This is a genomic window from Mesorhizobium sp. CA10 (genome assembly GCF_020165285.1).
Taxonomy (GTDB): domain Bacteria; phylum Pseudomonadota; class Alphaproteobacteria; order Rhizobiales; family Rhizobiaceae; genus Mesorhizobium.
On the sequence record NZ_JAIUHV010000009.1, the window covers coordinates 131,959 to 147,607 of the forward strand.

Here is a 15,649-nt window from a genome sequence, read left to right on the forward strand (position 1 = left end):
CCAGGAAAGCGGGATGCGGTTCTCCGACCGGAATTGCGGAGAAACAAGTAGATAGGGCAACCGGCGGGAGGTTCGGCGCGCATGAAGGCATGGGACGCGATCGTCATCGGCGGCGGCCATAATGGGCTGGTCACCGCCTGCTATCTGCAGCGCGCCGGGCTGGACGTGCTGGTGGTCGAGAAGAACGATTGGGTCGGCGGCGCGGCCACCAGCCGCGAGCTGACGCCGGGCTTCCTCTATTCCAACTGTTCCTATGTCTGCTCGCTGTTTCGGCCCGAGATCATGCGCGACCTGGAGTTGCCGCGCTTCGGCCTGCAGGTTATCTCCTACGAGGGTGGCGCGGTATTCACGCGCGACGGCGACTACCTCGCCAACTACCGCGACCACGACGCGCATCGCCGCGAGTTCGCCCGCTTTTCGAAGCGCGACGCCGAGGCCTATGACCGCTATTCGCGCGACGTCACGAGGCAGTGCCGTTTCATCCAGCCGCTGTTGATGCGCACCGCGCCCGACCCGACGAGCTTCAGGCCGCGCGACCTGGGCGAGTTGCTTTATCTCGGCAAGAAATTCGCCGGCCTCTCGGCCGAGGAGATGGCGCTGACCTTGCGCTTCTGGACGATGTCGATCTCGGACTTCCTCGACGAGTATTTCGAGACCGACGTCATCAAGGCGAACTTCGCGCTGTCCGGCATCATCGGCACGGCGCTGGGCCCGATGTCGCCCGGCACGGCTTATGTGCTGCTTCATCATTATATGGGCGAGGTCGACGGCTCGGTCGGCGCCTGGGGCTACGCGCGCGGCGGCATGGGCGCCGTCACCAGGGCGCTGGCCGCCTCCTTCAAGGCCAGTGGCGGCACCATCCGCACCGGCGCCGAGGTCGACCAGGTGCTGATCAGGAACGGCAAGGCCAAGGGCGTGGTGCTTGCCGGCGGCGAGGAGATCGACGGCAAGCTCGTCATCTCCAATGCCGACGTCAAGCACACCTTCCTGAAGCTGGTCGAGGAGAAGGAGCTGCCCGACATCTTCCTGCGCCGCGTCAGGAACTTCAAGATCCGCGGCTCGTCGGGCAAGGTCAACATCGCGCTCGATTCCCTGCCCGAATTCCCGGCTTTGTCGAAGGATTCGCCGGTCTACCGCGCCGACATGCATTTCACCGATTCCATCGAGCGCATGGAGCGCGCCTATGACGACTGGAAGGCCGGACGATGGTCGGCCGATCCCTTCCTCGACATGATGATCCCGACCACGCTCGACCCGACCATGGCGCCGCCGGGCAAGCATTTCATGAGCTGCTTCGTGCAATACGCGCCGCCCAAGATCGACGGCCGCGAATGGACCGATGCCGACCGCGACGGCTTCGCCGACAGCGTGATTTCCCAGATCGCGCAATATTCGCCCGGCTTCCGCGACCGCATCGTCCATATGGAGGTGCGCACGCCGCGCGAGATCGAGGCCGAGGTCGGCCTTACCGAAGGCAACATCTTCCAGGGCGAGCTCACCTTCGACCAGCTGCTCTTCAACCGCCCGGTGCCGGGCTACGCGCAATACCGTTCTCCGGTCGGCGGGCTCTATATGTCCGGCTCCTCGACCCATCCGGGCGGCGGCGTCATGGGCGCGCCCGGACGCAACGCCGCCGCCGAGATCCTGCGCGACCTCGCCAAGCCAACCCTGCATATGAGCCCGGCCCATGACGTCATCTGAAGTGCACTGGGACGTTATCGTCATCGGCGGCGGCCATAACGGCCTCGTCGCCGCCGCCACGCTGGCCAAGTCGGGACGCAAGGTGCTGCTGCTCGAGGCCGGCAACGAGGTCGGCGGCGCCGCGCGCACCGAGGAATTCGCGCCCGGCTTCCGCGTTTCGGCGGTCGCCCATCTGCTCAATCGCCTGCATCCCGATGTGGTGAAAACGCTGGAGCTGGAACGCCACGGCCTGAAGGTCGAGCGCGGCGACCTCGTGCCATCGGTGGCGCTGTCGAAGGACGACCCGCTGGTGCTGCACGGCGCCTATGGCGAGGTGCTGACGGGCACCAGCCCTTCGGAACAGTCCGCCTGGAAAGACCTGCGCGCGCAATTGCTGCGCTATGCCGGCGTGCTGAAACCGTTCCTGTCGCGCCGGCCGCCGGACTTTGCCGGCATGTCGCTGGCAGAAATGGCCGGGCTCGGCCAGACCGCGCTGGCGCTGAAGCGGCTCGGCAAGGAAGACATGCGCGATTTCCTGCGCGTGCTTCTGATGAATGTCTACGACCTGCTCGACGAGCAGCTGTCGGACGACCGGTTGAAGGGCCTGCTTGCTTTCGACGCTACGCTCGGCTCGCATCTTGGGCCGCGCTCGCCGACTTCGCTGCTCGGCCTCTATTACAGGTTGGCCGGCGAAATAGGCGGCCTTGCCGGCGCGCAGGTCCAGCCGAAAGGCGGCATGGGCGCTGTGGTCGCCGCTATCCGCGCGGCGGCGGAAAAGGCGGGCGTTTCGATCCGCCCGACCTCGCCAGTCGCCAAGGTGATCGTCGAGAAGGGCCGCGCCGTCGGCGTCGTCACGCAGGGCGGCGAAACGCTGCAGGCCAAGATCGTCGTCTCCGCGATCAACCCGGCGACGACGATCCTCGATCTTGTCGGCCCGCGCGAGGTTGACACCGGCTTCGTGCGCAAGGTGAAGAACATCCGCATGAAGGGCGATGCGGCCAAGCTGCATCTGGCGCTGGACCGGCCGCCGCAATTTTCGGGCGTCGACGCCGCCGGCCACAAGGGCCGCCTCGTCGTCGCGCCTTCGCCCGACCATGTCGAGCGCGCCTTCAATCCGTCGAAATATGGCGACTTCTCGCCAGAGCCGGTGATGGAGATCACGTTGCCCAGCCTGGCCGACCCATCGCTCGCCCCATTCGGCGCCTGCGTGCTTTCGGCCGTGGTGCAGTACGCGCCTTATGCGTTGAGAGAGGGCTGGGGCGCCGGCAAGCCGCGCTTCCTCAAGGCGATCATGGCGCAGCTCGAGACCTATGCGCCCGGCATCGGCGCAACGGTCAGCCACGCCGAGCTTTTGACGCCCGCCGACATCGAGGCGCGCTACCGCATGCCTGGCGGCCACTGGCACCATGGCGAGTTGCAGGCCGACCAGATGCTGATGTCGCGGCCGGTCTCCGGCTGGTCGGGCTACGACACGCCGCTCGAAGGCCTGTTCCTCGCCGGCGCCGGCTCGCATCCGGGCGGCGGCATCTCCGGCGCGCCCGGCCTCAACGCCGCGCGCCGCATCATCGCGATGAGGGGGTGAGGATGATTTCGCTCCTCACAAACGCAGCGCTCTACGGCGCCCCCCTCTGCCCTGCCGGGCATCTCCCCCTCTTGGGGGGAGATCGGCTGTCCCCACGCCCGGCTCACCTCCTGCGACGTCGAAGGTTGGCGAAATCGCCAGCGACAGCCAATCTCCCCCCTAGAGGGGGAGATGTCCGGCAGGACAGAGGGGGGCGTGAAGGAACGCCCTCATGAACCATCATCCCACGATCAAGCCCTCGGCCGACACTCGTACAGCCGCCCAATCCCACTTCCGCACTTTGCGCATGGGCACCCCCTTCCAGCCGCGCATCGACGCGCTGGCGCTGACGAACGACTGGTACAACTGGGCCGGCTACCGCGCGCCGCATTCGCTGTGGGACGAGGAGCTCGAATATTTCGCCATCCGCAGCCAGGCGGCGCTCTTCGACATCTCGCCGATGACCAAGTACCGCATCGAGGGCCCGGACGCCGAAGCCTATCTCGACCGCGTCACGCTGCGAGACGTGACCAAACTGAAACCCGACCGCGTCCACTACACCGCCTGGTGCGACGACGATGGCTTTGTCCTTGATGATGGCACTTTGTTCCGGCTCTCGCCGACACGCTTCCGTCTCTGCTCGCAAGAGCGCCATCTGCCCTGGCTGCTCGACAGCGCGATCGGCTATGAGATCAGTGTCGAGGAAGAGACCGAAGCGGTCGCCTCACTGGCGCTGCAGGGCCCGACCTCCTTCGCCATCCTGCGCGAGGCGGGCTTTGCCGGCGTCGAGCGGTTGAAAATCTTCGACCTCGCCGAGTTCGCGCATGACGGCGCTGCCGTGACCATCTCGCGCACCGGCTTCACCGGCGATCTCGGCTACGAATTGTTCGTGCCGGCCGACAAGGCGCTGAGCCTGTGGGACCGGCTGATGGCGGCGGGCGAGCTGCGCGGCATCCGCGCCATTGGCTACACCGCGCTGAACCGAGCCCGGCTGGAGGCGGGGCTGATCGTCGCCAATGCCGATTTCACAGCTGCCGAGCACGCGATCCGCGCCGACCGCCTGCGCATGCCGGACGAGATCGGCCTCGGCTTCATGATCGATCCGGACAAAGGCCATTTCAACGGCCGCCGCGCCATCCTCGAAGCCCGGACGAAGAAGAAGCTGCGCCATGTGCTGGTCGGCCTGGAGATCGAAGGCAACATCCCGGCCGAGCATGCGATCGTCTACTACAAGAAAAGCCAGGAGGTTGGGCTGGTCAGCGCGGCGATGTGGTCGCCTATGGCCAAGCGCAACATCGCGCTCGCCTCGCTGCAGCGGCCCTATGGCGACATGATCGTCGACGACCTGTGGGTCGAGATTTACGCCATGCGCGAGCTGCAGTACCAGAAGCTGATGAAGAAGGCGAAGGTGGTGCCGAGGCCCTTCATCAAGCTCGACCGCCGCACCGCCAACCCGCCCGCGGACTTTTGACTATGGCAAGCGAAGCGGAAGACCTGGAAGCAGAAGCCGCCGAGCAGTGGCAACTGGTCAACACGCCACTCGGCGAGATGTGGTCCGGCCGCACCCGCTACGCGGCGGCGATGTATTTCGTCAAGCGCGGCGAGATGAACGCCGAGACGCTCGAGGTCTACCGCATTTGCGCCCGGCTCGACCATGAGGATCCCCTGCTAATCATCCGCGACAGCGGCGTCGGCAAGGAATGGCTGAAGCGCATGGGTGCTTAGGCAGAACGTACGCGGATGGCGGCACCGCGCGAGGCGGTGCCGCGCGATCGTCATTCCAGGGCGGAGCAAGGAGCGGAGCGACGCGCGCAGACCCTAGAATCCATTCCGTGACTTCGAGGCGTTGCCACGGTGCAGAATTCTGCGCTGCCGCTCCCTTCGACCAAGGTAACGGCATGGATTCTAGGGTCTTCGCGACGGAGCTTCGCTCCTGCTTCGCCCTAGAATGACGACGTGAAAAGCGCTGGGTTCCAATCTTTTAATCTGCGATCATGCACTCACACGGGAGGCTTATCCGATCGTTCGCTCAAGCACGCTCAACCAATTCCGATAAGCGATCTTCTCGATCAGCGCGCGCCCGAAACCGCGCGCGGCGAGCGCGTCGATGAGCTTCGGCAGACCGGCGACGTCGCCGATGGGGGCCGGGATCATCGCGCCGTCGAAATCCGAGCCCAGCCCGACCCCGTCTTCACCCAGCGCCTGCAACAGCGAGTCGATGTGGCGCACCATGATATCAATGCTGGTGTCGGCGTTCATGCGGCCGTCCTCGCGCAGGAAGCCGGTGGCGAAGTTCAGGCCCACCATGCCGCCGGACTCGCGGATCGCGCCGAGCTGCCAGTCGGTCAGGTTGCGCGAATGGCCGCAGATCGCATGCACATTGGAATGGGTCGCGACCAGCGGCGCATCGCTAAGCTCGGCCACGTCGCGAAAACCTTTCTCGTTGAGATGCGAGAGGTCGATCATGATCCTGAGCTGGTTGCACGCCTTGACCAGCGCCTTGCCGGCATCGGTGAGACCAGGCCCGGTGTCGGGCGAGGACGGAAAGCGGAACGGCACGCCGTTGCCGAAGGCGTTGGGGCGGCTCCAGACGATGCCCAGCGAGCGCAGCCCTGCGGCGTGAAGCACATCGAGCATGGCAAGCCCGGGATCGATCGCCTCGACGCCTTCGATGTGGAACACCGCCGCGATCGAGCCCTTGGCCATCGCGTCCCGCACATCGCCGGCGCTGCGGCAGACGGTCAATGCGCCGGCGCGCTCCAGCCGGAACAGGATCGAAGCCATGCCGATGGTCGAGGTGATCGCCTCGGCCTGCGGCAGTTCCGGCGGCAGCGGTTCATTGTCGCTCGGTGCCGGCGGCACGGCGCTGCGTTTCGACTTTTCGACCGGAGGCGGAAAGATCGCGAACATGCCGCCGGCAAAGCCGCCCTTCCTGGCGCGCGGCAGGTCGATATGCCCGCCCGGCGTCCCCTCGTTGAACAGCTTTTCGACGTCGGCTTCCTTCGACTGGTAGAGCCGAAGCAGCGTGTCGTTATGTCCGTCGAAAACGGGGATCAGGTCGGTATCGGTCATCAGGGAAGCCATTCAAATCGGAGATGGGCGGGACGACAGGTTTCGTCCGGGCGAACCGTCAACTTAGGCAAGATGACCGGGCGGTGCAAATGCCAAGAGCTTCCCCTTCTCCCCTTGTGGGGTCCGAAGGACGGGCGAGACGCGTGGCCCGCCCCGGGCGGTGGATCGGCGCGCAGCGCCGAGACGGATGAGGGGTGTTCCAGGGAATGCGAACGTCTCACTCCGCTGGAACACCCCTCATCCGGCCGCTGCGCGGCCACCTTCTCCCACAGGGGGAGAAGGGAAAGACGGTGCTACCGCTTCAGCACATCCGCCCATTCCGGGTGGCGGCGGAACTGGGCGTTGGCGAAGGGGCAGAGCGGGATGATCTTCTTGCCGGCGGCACGCGCATCCTCGACCGCGCGGGTGACGAGCCGAAGCCCGGCGCCCTGGCCGCGAAAGACGTCCGGCACCTCAGTGTGGTCGATGATGAGCTGGTGCTCGCCGATCTTGGTGAACGTCATCTCGGCCTCGGCGCCGCCCGGGCCGCGCAGCACGTAACGCCCCTTGGAGCCGCGGTCTTCCAGTTCGATCTCGGGCAGTTGGTCGGCCATGTCACTTGCCTCCTCCGGCATCCGGCGCCGGCGCGAAAAACCGCCGCGCCGCTTCGATTTCATTCGGCCGAACCTCATGCCCGCCGTCGTGCCATTCCACTGTGACATCGGCGCCGTCGGCGCGCAAATAGGCCTCGAGCCGCGACGTCAAGTTGGGCGGACAGATCGGGTCGCGCCTGCCGGCCGTGATCAAGATGCGGCGGCCGGCAAGGCTGCCCTGGACGCGGGGTTCGAACGGGATCAGCGGATGCATCAGCGCCGTGGCGTCGAACAGGCCCGGCTCGGCGAACACCACCGAGGCAAGGATGTTGGCGCCGTTGGAGTAGCCGAGGCCGAACACCGCCGAAGGTTTTGCGGTCCCGACATGCGCCTTGACGAAGCCCGCCATCTTCGAGGTCGCGCGCGCCAGGTCGTCCATGTCGTAGACGCCCTCGCCGGTGCGGCGAAAGAAACGGGGAGCACCGTGCTCCGACACATCGCCGCGCGGCGAGACGATCGTCGCCGAAGGCATAAGCTCGCGGCCGAAACCGAGAAGCTGGTTCTCGTCCGCGCCGGTGCCGTGGAGGACGAAGAGCAGCGGGCTGCCCGGCGTACCGGGCAGCACCTTGTGGATGTAAGCGTCCTTGCTCATGGCTTCAGTCTTCCAGCTTCTGCAGATGCTGTTCGAGATAGGGCCGCAGATGCTGGTGCTGCGCCGGCAGCCTCAGCGCCTCGCCGAGATGCGCGGTGTCCTCGTCGCGGTCGAAGCCCGGCTCGTTGGTCGAAACCTCGAACAGCACGCCGCCCGGCGTGCGGAAATAGATCGCCCAGAAATAGTCGCGATCGATGACCGGCGTCACGCCATAGCCCGTGTCGACAAGCGCCTTGCGCACATCCAGCTGCTTGGCACGATCCTCGACCGCGAAGGCGACATGGTGCACCGAGCCGGCGCCGAGATTGGCAAAGCCGGCGCCGGGCAGTGATTCGATGTCGACGACATCGGCGCCGTTGCCGTTCTTGATCGCCAGCCGGCGGATATTGCCGGACTTGTCGACCTCCTCATAGCCCATGAATTTCAAAAGCTCCTCGGTGGCGCCGCCGTCCTTCAGCCGCAGCGAGACCGAGTGAAAGCCGCGGATCGCCTCGTCGCCGGGAACACCGCCCTTGACCCAGGGCGCCCGCTTGTCGGTCTTGTCCTCGACGAGCGCGAAACTGTCGCCGTCCGGGCCGGTGAAGGTGAGCCGCTTTTCGCCGAAGCTTTCGGTGCGGGCGACGTTGCCCACGCCCTCATCGGCAAAGCGCTTTTCCCAATAGGCCAGCGTGCCTTCCGGCACCGAGAACACTGTCGAGCCCACCTCGCCGACGCCGTGCCGGCCCTTGGCGATATCGGGGAACGGGAAATAGGTCATCACCGAACCCGGCGTGCCGACCTCGTCGGCATAATAGAGATGGTAGACATCCGGCGCGTCGAAATTGACGGTCTTCTTCACCCGGCGCAGGCCAAGCTTTTTCGTAAAGAACTCATTGTTGCGGCGTGCATCGCTCGCCATCGAGGTGACGTGATGCAGCCCCTGTATCTGCTTGAGCATGATCCTGCTCCTTCCTTTTGTCTTTGTGCGGCCCTTGCCGCTGTCCACGCCAATATGAGGATGAGCGGGCCGGCGGCAAAGCGGGCAAACATAGAATGGACTGTGTCATGAAAGTGAACGACTGCTCGAAACATGTTCACCGATCTGTCGCCAAGCTTGGCTTGCAACGCGGGTGATTTCCGTTCCATCTGAACGCTTCCACAAGGAGACGATCTTGGACAATCGCAAGCACCGCCCGAACGTCCTGCTCATCACTTGCGACCAGTGGCGTGGCGATTGCCTGTCGGCGGCCGGCCATCCGGTGGTGAAGACGCCGAACGTCGATGCTCTCGCCGCGGAAGGGGTGCTTTTCCGCCGCCATTATGGCGGCGCAGCACCCTGCTCGCCTGCCCGCGCGTGCCTCTACACCGGCCTCTACCAGATGAACAATCGCGTCTGCCGCAATGGCACGCCGCTTGACGCGCGCCATGGCAACATCGCGCTTTCGGCGCGCGCGGCGGGCTATGATCCCACCCTGTTCGGCTACACCGATGTCGCGCTCGATCCGCGCCAGCTGGCGGCCGGGGATCCGCGCCTGCGCAGCTATGAGGGCGTGCTGCCGGGCTTCACCGTACGCCAGGCCCTGCCCGAGCATCAGAAGCAATGGCTGTCGTGGCTGCGCGCGCAAGGCATCGACACCAGCGCAGGCAGCCCCGACATCCACCGTCCGGCCCGGCGCCAGGCGGAACGCGACGTGACCAACGCACCGCCGGTCTATTCGAAAGACCAGACGCCAACCGCGTTCCTGGCCGGCGAATTCATCCGCTGGCTTGGCGAGCAGGAGAAGCGCGCGCCGTGGTTCGCGCATATCTCCTTCATCAGCCCGCACCCGCCCTTCATCGTGCCCGAACCCTACAATACCATGTATGATCCGGCTGAAGGTCCCGCGTTCAAACGCGCTACAAGTTGGCAGGCCGAGGCCGGCAGCCATCCCTATATCGCCTACGATCTGGCCGGGCAAAAGCGGACAAAATTCGTCCCCGGCATCGAGGGCAACGTGCCCGACTGGAGCGAGGAGAACTTTCGCCGCATCCGCGCGATCTATTACGACATGATCTCCGAGGTCGACGCGCAGCTCGGCCGCATTTGGCGGGCCATCAAATCAGCGGGCGCCTGGGGCGACACCGTGATCGTGCTCACCTCCGACCATGCCGAGATGATGGGCGATCACTTCATGCTCGGCAAAGGCGGCTTCTTCGACGCCAGCTACCACATTCCGTTGATCATCCGCGATCCGCGCCGGGAAGCCACGGCCGGTTTGTCCGTGGATCGCTTCACTGAAGCCGTCGATATCTTCCCGACCATGCTCGACCTGATCGGCGCCGCGCCGCAGCGCCACCTCGACGGCCGTTCGCTCGCGCCCTGGCTGGACGGAACGGAACCGGAAGCCTGGCGCGACGCCGCGCATTGGGAGTTTGATTTCCGCACGGTCGCCCAAGGCGAAGCCGAACGCCATTTCGGTATCGCGTCGAACGCCTGCAACCTCGCCGTTATCCGCGCGGCGGACTTCAAATATGTCCATTTCGGCGGCGGCCTGCCGGCGCTTCTGTTCGACCTATCGAAGGACCCAGGCGAGCTGAACAATGTGGCGAACGACCCGGCCTATCTCCCGGTACGGCTCGAGTTCGCCGAGAAGATGCTTGCCTGGCGCGGCGCTCACCTCGATCAGTCCCTTGCCTTGGCGGAACTGACGGAAGATGGAGTGGTGGGGTACGTGAGTGGGCAGTAGGCAGTAGGCAGTAGGCAGTAGGCAGTAGAACATTCGTGTCGCTGGGTGGTATGCCAACCCTTCTTTCGCCTACTGCCTATTTCCTACTGCCTATTCCCTTACTTCCTATTCCCTTATTTCAGAATCATCCGCTGCTGGTCGCGGTTGGCGGCATAACTGCTCTTGTCATAGGCCGTTTGCGCCTGCAGCTGCTCCTTGGTGAAGTTGGTGTAGAGATACTTCTTGCCGTTCTTGTCGGTCATGAATTTGAGCTTATCCATGCCGATCGCCACTTCCTTGGCGCCGATGCCGAGGAAGCCGCCAACATCGACGATGACCGCGTCCGGCTTGTTGTCGGGCGTCAGCACGACGTCGCCGATTGAACCGATCTTCTCGTCGTTGGCGCCATAGACCGTCGTGCCCTTGAGATCGTCGACGCGCATGTTGCCCATCGGCATCTCGGTCAGTGTCGACTTGTCGATGGAAGCGGTCTTGGTCTGGTCGGTGGCAGCGCCGCTATTATCGGCGGGCTTGTTCTCAGCCGTGCTCTGGGCTGGCGGCGTCGCAGGCTTGTTCTCCGCCGTCGACTTGGCGGGCTCTGCCGGCTTCGCTCCCTTATCGGACGTCGTGCCCGAAGCGACCACCGCAGGCGTGGTCGTTGCCGGCGCGTTGTTCGCGGCCGTCGTCGTGCCGGGCGCCGGATCATAGGGCTTGCGGTCGAACTCCGGCTGGGCCTGCAGCTGCTCCTTCGTCGTCTCGGCCACCAGCCAGCGGTCGCCGTTCTTCTCCGCCCATTTTGCCTTGTCGAAGTCGAAAGTGACGTTCTTCGTGCCGATGCCGAGGAAGCCGCCGACGCCGATCACCAGCGACTCGGCCTTGCCGTCCTTGGCAAGCACGATGTCCTTCACGTCGCCGATCTTCTGGGCATCGTCCGCAGTGCCGTTATAAACCGACTCGCCCATGATGTTGGTGGCGAGGTTGCCCTCCGCCTTCTTCACCGGCTCGGCCGGTGCGGCCGCGGGAGCCTGGGCTGTTGTCGTGTTGTTGGCGGGCTGCGTAGCGTCGGTAGACTGCGCCGGCGCCGGATCGTAAGGCTTGCGGTCGAACGCCGGCAGAGCGTTCAGCTCATCCTTGGTCGACTTGGCGACCAGCCAGCGGTCGCCGTTCTTCTCTGCCCATTCCAGCTTGCCGTAGTCGAAAGCGACGTCCTTCTTGCCGACGCCGAGAAATCCGCCGACGCCGATGATCGCGGACTTGGCTTTGCCGCCGGAATCGAAGACGACATCGTCAACCTTGCCGATATTCTGTGCATCGTCTCCCGTGCCGTTATAGACGGACTCGCCGATAATATTGCTCATCAGGGCGCCATCGGCGCGCGGGACCGGCGCCGGATTCTCGGCTGCTGGGGGCTGTGGAGCCGGGGCGGGCGTCGTCTGCGCGAAAGCGCCGGTTGCTAGAAGGGTTGTGATCGCGGTCGTCGCAAAAAGAGTGCGGATCATCATGATGGTCTCTCCTCGTGCCTGATCTGTGCATGACGCTCCTTGGCCAGCCTCTTGACGGCAGGTCGGAAGCGGCAATGTCTACAGGTTCACAACGTTGTGACCGGAGGGTTGTTCCAACCGCAACGCGTTCACGCGTCCGTGCATGGCTGACCTCCCGGCGGAACCTTTGCGGCGGCCTCCTCGTTTCAGCCTGCGGCTGAGGGTCTGCCGGCTCAAAGTGACCCGGACACGGAGCGCGATATGCGGTTTGCTGCGGTGCTGAACCAGGACGGCGGCACCCTCCGTACCATCGACATGGAAGCATTTTCCGAAAAGCTGCGTCAGATCCTAGAAGCGGCGGGGCATTCGGTCGAGATCGACATCGTTGCCGGTCGCGACGTCGCCACGGCGCTGGAAAAGGTCATCGCCAAGCGAAATATCGACGTTGTTCTCGCCGGAGGCGGCGACGGCACGATTTCCACCGCGGCATCCCTCCTCATGAACAAGAAGAAGGCCCTGGCCATCTTGCCGGCCGGCACGATGAACCTGTTTGCGCGCGGCCTGGGCATCCCGCAGACATTGGAAGCGGCGTTGCAGTCCTTTGCCGACGGCGAGGTGATCGCCGTCGATATGGCGAGCGCCAACGGCCAGCCTTTCGTGCATCAGTTCTCCGTCGGCATGCACGCCAAGATGGTCCAGTTGCGCGAGAAAATGGATTTCGGCTCGCGCCTTGGAAAGATGCAGGCGTCCGTGCGCGCGGCGTGGGCGGCTATCAAGAACCCGCCGGCGCTCAAGGTGAGCCTGAGCATCGGCAAGGCCGAGATCGTCACCCGCACGACCGGCATCGGCATCTCCAACAATCTGTTCGGCGAAGGCCACCTGCCCTATGCCGACAACCCGGCTGGCGGCGTGCTCGGCATCTATGTCAGCGTCGCGCGCCGGCGTCATCATCTGGCGAAGCTGCTGCTGGACATGCTGCGCGGCAGGTTGCGCCAAAGCGCGCATGTCGAAGTGCATCAGGCTGGCAAGGTCGTGCTGAAAATCCGTTCGCCCACCAGGAAGTTCAGCGCGGTGCTGGACGGCGAATTGATCAGGCTGGAGAGGGAAACCACGGTCGAGATTCACCCCGGCGCCCTGAACGTGCTTGTCCCGTCCCGCAATGCGCAGGCGAAGGCGGCGTGATGGAAAGATCAGCTGCCTTGAGTGGATTTCTGCTCGGCGGGCGGCGCCGTCGGCACGTTCTGCTGGGTCGTCGGCGACTTGATCAGCTCGCCGTAGATCTCGACCGCGCCCCACGCGATGAAGGCGAGCAGCAGCCCGGCGATGAGGATTCTGAGGGCGTGCCAGCCCCAATGCCCCTGGCGAGCTTTGTCTTCAGGTACGATCTTGGTCACGATTGGCCTCCATGCTGCGCGGCGGCGGGCGCTTCAGGCACGACATGGTCGGTAACGGATCCTGTTCGGGAAGGTTCCGTGTCGGAAAAGACGCCCGCAAGCATGCGGCAACCGATTGCGTGTATATGATGGCCGATTGCGTGGCGTTTTGAGGCAATTATGAGCAGCAAGGCGGATAGTTTGCCAGCGGACGTCAGCCGCGTCGTGATCGATGCGGAACGGCTCGCCCTGCTTCAGGGCCTGGGCGCCATGGATACCGCAACCGATCCGGATTTCGACCGTATCACCGGTCTCGCTGCGGCAATCGCCGAAGCGCCTGTCGCGCTGGTGAGCCTGATCGGCAGCAGTCGCCGGCGGTTAAAGGCGCGCATCGGCCTCGACGAGAAGGAGACGCCAACCAGCACTTCCTTCAGCGCCCACGCCATCGCCGCCGGCGACGATCCCATGGTGGTGACCGACGCCACGCTCGATCCGCGTTTCGCCGACAATCCGCTGGTCACGGGCAAGCAGCACATCTGTTTTTTTATCGGCGTGCCGATGATGGTGGCCGGTGCCAGGATCGGTACGCTCTGCGTGCTCGATCGCCAGCCGAGACCGTTTCCGGCCGAGGACAAGGTGGCGAAGCTGAGAATGCTGGCCGACCTCGCGGCCAGCCTGTTCGCGCTGAAGGACGCCACCCGCGACGGCGCCATCGCCAAGGCGGAACTGGCGCGCGAGGAAAAGCGCCGCGCCATCGCGCTCGACGCCGCCTCACTGGCGAGCTGGGCGTGGGACATACGCACCGACATGATCGAATGCGACACGCTTCTGGCCGAGCTTTTCAACCTGCCGCCTTCGAACCGGCTGAAGGCGCGCGACATCCTGCGCGCCATCGACCCGCGCGATGTCTACCAGACCGAGACGCGTTTCCGCGACGCGCTGAGCGGCAGCGACGACTATTTTGGCGAGTACCGGGTCAAGGGGGTCCATCCACCCCGCTGGATCGCCACGCGTGGACGCGTGATCGAACGCGACGGCGAGGGCAAGCCGACGCTGATCTTCGGCGTCAACTACGACATCACCGAGCGCAAGCTCGGCGACGAGCGGCAGCGCCTCTTGCTGCGTGAGCTCAACCACCGCGTCAAGAACACATTGGCGACCGTGCAGGCGCTGGCGACGCAGACCGTCCGCCACGCTCGCCAGCCGAGTGTGTTCCTGGAGGCCTTCGGTGCCAGGCTGCAGGCGCTCGGCGCCGCCCATAATCTGCTGTCCGACCGCGAATGGCGCGGCATTGGCATCGGCGAATTGGCACGCATCGAGGTCAGGGCTTTCGACACGGGCCGCCAGCCGCGTATCGCGATTTCGGGTCCCGAGCTTCTGCTCTCGCCCGATCAAGCGGTCGGGCTCGGCCTGATCCTGCATGAGCTCGCCAGCAACGCGATGAAATACGGCTCACTCTCCGCGCCGTCGGGAAAAGTCGATCTCGACTGGAAGACGCAAGGCCGCAAAGGCGCGCGCCGCCTGGTGCTGACCTGGCGCGAGAGCGGTGGGCCGCGGGTCGAGCCTCCGGATCGCCAGGGTTTTGGCTCGATCCTGATCCGCCGCAGCCTCGCCAAGGTCATCGACAGCGAGGTGATCCACGAATTTCGCCCGGATGGCGTCTTCGCCGAAATATCGATGCCGCTCGAGCCGTCCTTGAAATGAGCGCTCCGGCACTGCTCAAGGCAAGTTTTCCGGGTCCGGCTTCGACGGCCTGGACTTGGTGTTCTCGCGATAGATAGCATACGCGATGACCGCCAGGGCAGGCGCGACAATGGCTCCAAGCCCGCCTTTGCTTTTGGCGAGGGCCGGAAGCAAGGCAAGTGCTGCGGTAACGCCCGCCGCCGTCATATCGGCCTGGCGTCGCCGCGCGCGGCGCTTGCTGCGCATGCCGGCCGCCAGCTTGTGAATGGCGAGGATGAGCCCGGCAACCACCAGGAAGCCGATGCCGAAGCCGAGACTGGTCGCCATCGGTCCGTAGCGGACCGCCAGCCAGATGTAGGCGGCGCCGATGAGGAAGCCGACACCGCACAAGGCGAAAATGGCGGCAAGCCCGTAAAGGATTGCCGCGGTCCGCGCCCTATGCAAAGCGGCCATCGCCTGGCCCGAAGCGAGGGCCGAGATCAGCGAGACAAGCGCCCCCATCTGCGGTTAGCGGCGGGAAAGCAGGGCGAACAGGTAACCGACGCCCGCCGCGATGGCCAGCGAGGTCACCGGCTTCTCGCGCACCTTGGCGATCAGCTGCGCTTCGATATCCTCGGCTCTTCCCCGCATGCTCTCGAACGCGGCTTCGCCCTGCGCGCGCAATTGCTCGACGCCGTCCGCGGCGGCGCGACGGGCCGCGCCGTAGCCGTGTTGACCGGTCGTGGCGAGTTGCTCGGTGAGTCGCTGGATGTCCGCTTTCAGTTGCTCAATATCGGCCTCCAGATCGGCGGCGGTTGCTTCGTCTGTGGCGGATTTGCCTGCGGCGGTTGCCATTCTCTAACTCCTTGTGTTTGCGTTGGTTTCAACGCCCGTTCGGCGCCATGGTTCCGG

Annotated in this window: 15 protein-coding genes; 7 read left to right on the top strand and 8 right to left on the bottom strand. The window is 65.0% G+C overall.

Features of this window, described 5'->3' with window-relative positions:
- Positions 1 to 81 precede the first annotated feature (81 nt).
- The 4 genes from LB535_RS19600 (at position 82) to LB535_RS19615 (ending at position 4,966) form a co-directional block, all read left to right on the top strand.
- Complete coding sequence (locus LB535_RS19600; RefSeq protein WP_224633370.1) at positions 82 to 1,701, top strand: phytoene desaturase family protein; 1,620 nt, start codon at positions 82 to 84, stop codon at positions 1,699 to 1,701.
- The gene (locus tag LB535_RS19605; RefSeq protein ID WP_224633371.1) at positions 1,688 to 3,262 is read left to right on the top strand and encodes a phytoene desaturase family protein; all 1,575 of its coding nucleotides are present in this window, start codon (positions 1,688 to 1,690) and stop codon (positions 3,260 to 3,262) included. Before LB535_RS19600 ends, LB535_RS19605 begins: the two co-directional genes overlap by 14 nt.
- A gap of 211 nt (positions 3,263 to 3,473) precedes the next feature.
- Positions 3,474 to 4,712, top strand: coding sequence for an aminomethyltransferase family protein (locus LB535_RS19610; protein ID WP_224633372.1), 1,239 nt, complete (start codon positions 3,474 to 3,476; stop codon positions 4,710 to 4,712).
- Positions 4,713 to 4,714: 2 nt separating this feature from the next.
- Positions 4,715 to 4,966 (top strand): hypothetical protein, encoded by a 252-nt coding sequence (locus LB535_RS19615; RefSeq protein ID WP_224633373.1) that lies wholly within the window; start codon positions 4,715 to 4,717, stop codon positions 4,964 to 4,966.
- Positions 4,967 to 5,254: 288 nt separating this feature from the next.
- Here LB535_RS19615 and LB535_RS19620 read toward each other — a convergent pair whose 3' ends face one another.
- The 4 genes from LB535_RS19620 to LB535_RS19635 form a co-directional block, all read right to left on the bottom strand.
- Entirely contained in the window at positions 5,255 to 6,313 is a 1,059-nt protein-coding gene (locus tag LB535_RS19620) for a dipeptidase (RefSeq protein ID WP_224633374.1), read from the bottom strand.
- 293 nt (positions 6,314 to 6,606) lie between these two features.
- Positions 6,607 to 6,906, bottom strand: coding sequence for a GNAT family N-acetyltransferase (locus LB535_RS19625; RefSeq protein ID WP_095767389.1), 300 nt, complete (start codon positions 6,904 to 6,906; stop codon positions 6,607 to 6,609).
- Between the two features lies 1 nt (position 6,907).
- The gene (locus LB535_RS19630; RefSeq protein WP_224633375.1) at positions 6,908 to 7,537 is read right to left on the bottom strand and encodes an alpha/beta hydrolase; all 630 of its coding nucleotides are present in this window, start codon (positions 7,535 to 7,537) and stop codon (positions 6,908 to 6,910) included.
- A gap of 4 nt (positions 7,538 to 7,541) precedes the next feature.
- The gene (locus LB535_RS19635) at positions 7,542 to 8,474 is read right to left on the bottom strand and encodes a VOC family protein (RefSeq protein ID WP_224633376.1); all 933 of its coding nucleotides are present in this window, start codon (positions 8,472 to 8,474) and stop codon (positions 7,542 to 7,544) included.
- Between the two features lie 214 nt (positions 8,475 to 8,688).
- Between LB535_RS19635 and LB535_RS19640 the strand changes: the two genes are divergently transcribed.
- The gene (locus LB535_RS19640; protein WP_224633377.1) at positions 8,689 to 10,242 is read left to right on the top strand and encodes an alkaline phosphatase family protein; all 1,554 of its coding nucleotides are present in this window, start codon (positions 8,689 to 8,691) and stop codon (positions 10,240 to 10,242) included.
- A gap of 113 nt (positions 10,243 to 10,355) precedes the next feature.
- Here the strand turns inward: LB535_RS19640 and LB535_RS19645 are convergent, their stop codons facing one another.
- Positions 10,356 to 11,720, bottom strand: coding sequence for a PRC-barrel domain-containing protein (locus tag LB535_RS19645; protein WP_224633437.1), 1,365 nt, complete (start codon positions 11,718 to 11,720; stop codon positions 10,356 to 10,358).
- Between the two features lie 243 nt (positions 11,721 to 11,963).
- Here LB535_RS19645 and LB535_RS19650 point away from each other — a divergent pair, with 243 nt between their 5' ends.
- On the top strand, positions 11,964 to 12,884 hold the full coding sequence (locus tag LB535_RS19650) for a diacylglycerol/lipid kinase family protein (protein WP_224633378.1): 921 nt from the start codon (positions 11,964 to 11,966) through the stop codon (positions 12,882 to 12,884).
- Between the two features lie 8 nt (positions 12,885 to 12,892).
- Here the strand turns inward: LB535_RS19650 and LB535_RS19655 are convergent, their stop codons facing one another.
- Entirely contained in the window at positions 12,893 to 13,096 is a 204-nt protein-coding gene (locus LB535_RS19655; RefSeq protein WP_095767385.1) for a hypothetical protein, read from the bottom strand.
- Between the two features lie 159 nt (positions 13,097 to 13,255).
- Here LB535_RS19655 and LB535_RS19660 point away from each other — a divergent pair, with 159 nt between their 5' ends.
- On the top strand, positions 13,256 to 14,779 hold the full coding sequence (locus LB535_RS19660; RefSeq protein WP_224633379.1) for a sensor histidine kinase: 1,524 nt from the start codon (positions 13,256 to 13,258) through the stop codon (positions 14,777 to 14,779).
- A gap of 15 nt (positions 14,780 to 14,794) precedes the next feature.
- Here the strand turns inward: LB535_RS19660 and LB535_RS19665 are convergent, their stop codons facing one another.
- On the bottom strand, positions 14,795 to 15,259 hold the full coding sequence (locus LB535_RS19665; protein ID WP_224633380.1) for a hypothetical protein: 465 nt from the start codon (positions 15,257 to 15,259) through the stop codon (positions 14,795 to 14,797).
- A gap of 6 nt (positions 15,260 to 15,265) precedes the next feature.
- Positions 15,266 to 15,592 carry a YqjD family protein gene (locus LB535_RS19670; RefSeq protein ID WP_095767382.1) on the bottom strand — a complete coding sequence of 109 codons (327 nt, stop codon included), beginning with the start codon at positions 15,590 to 15,592 and terminating at the stop codon, positions 15,266 to 15,268.
- Between the last annotated feature and the right edge of the window lie 57 nt (positions 15,593 to 15,649).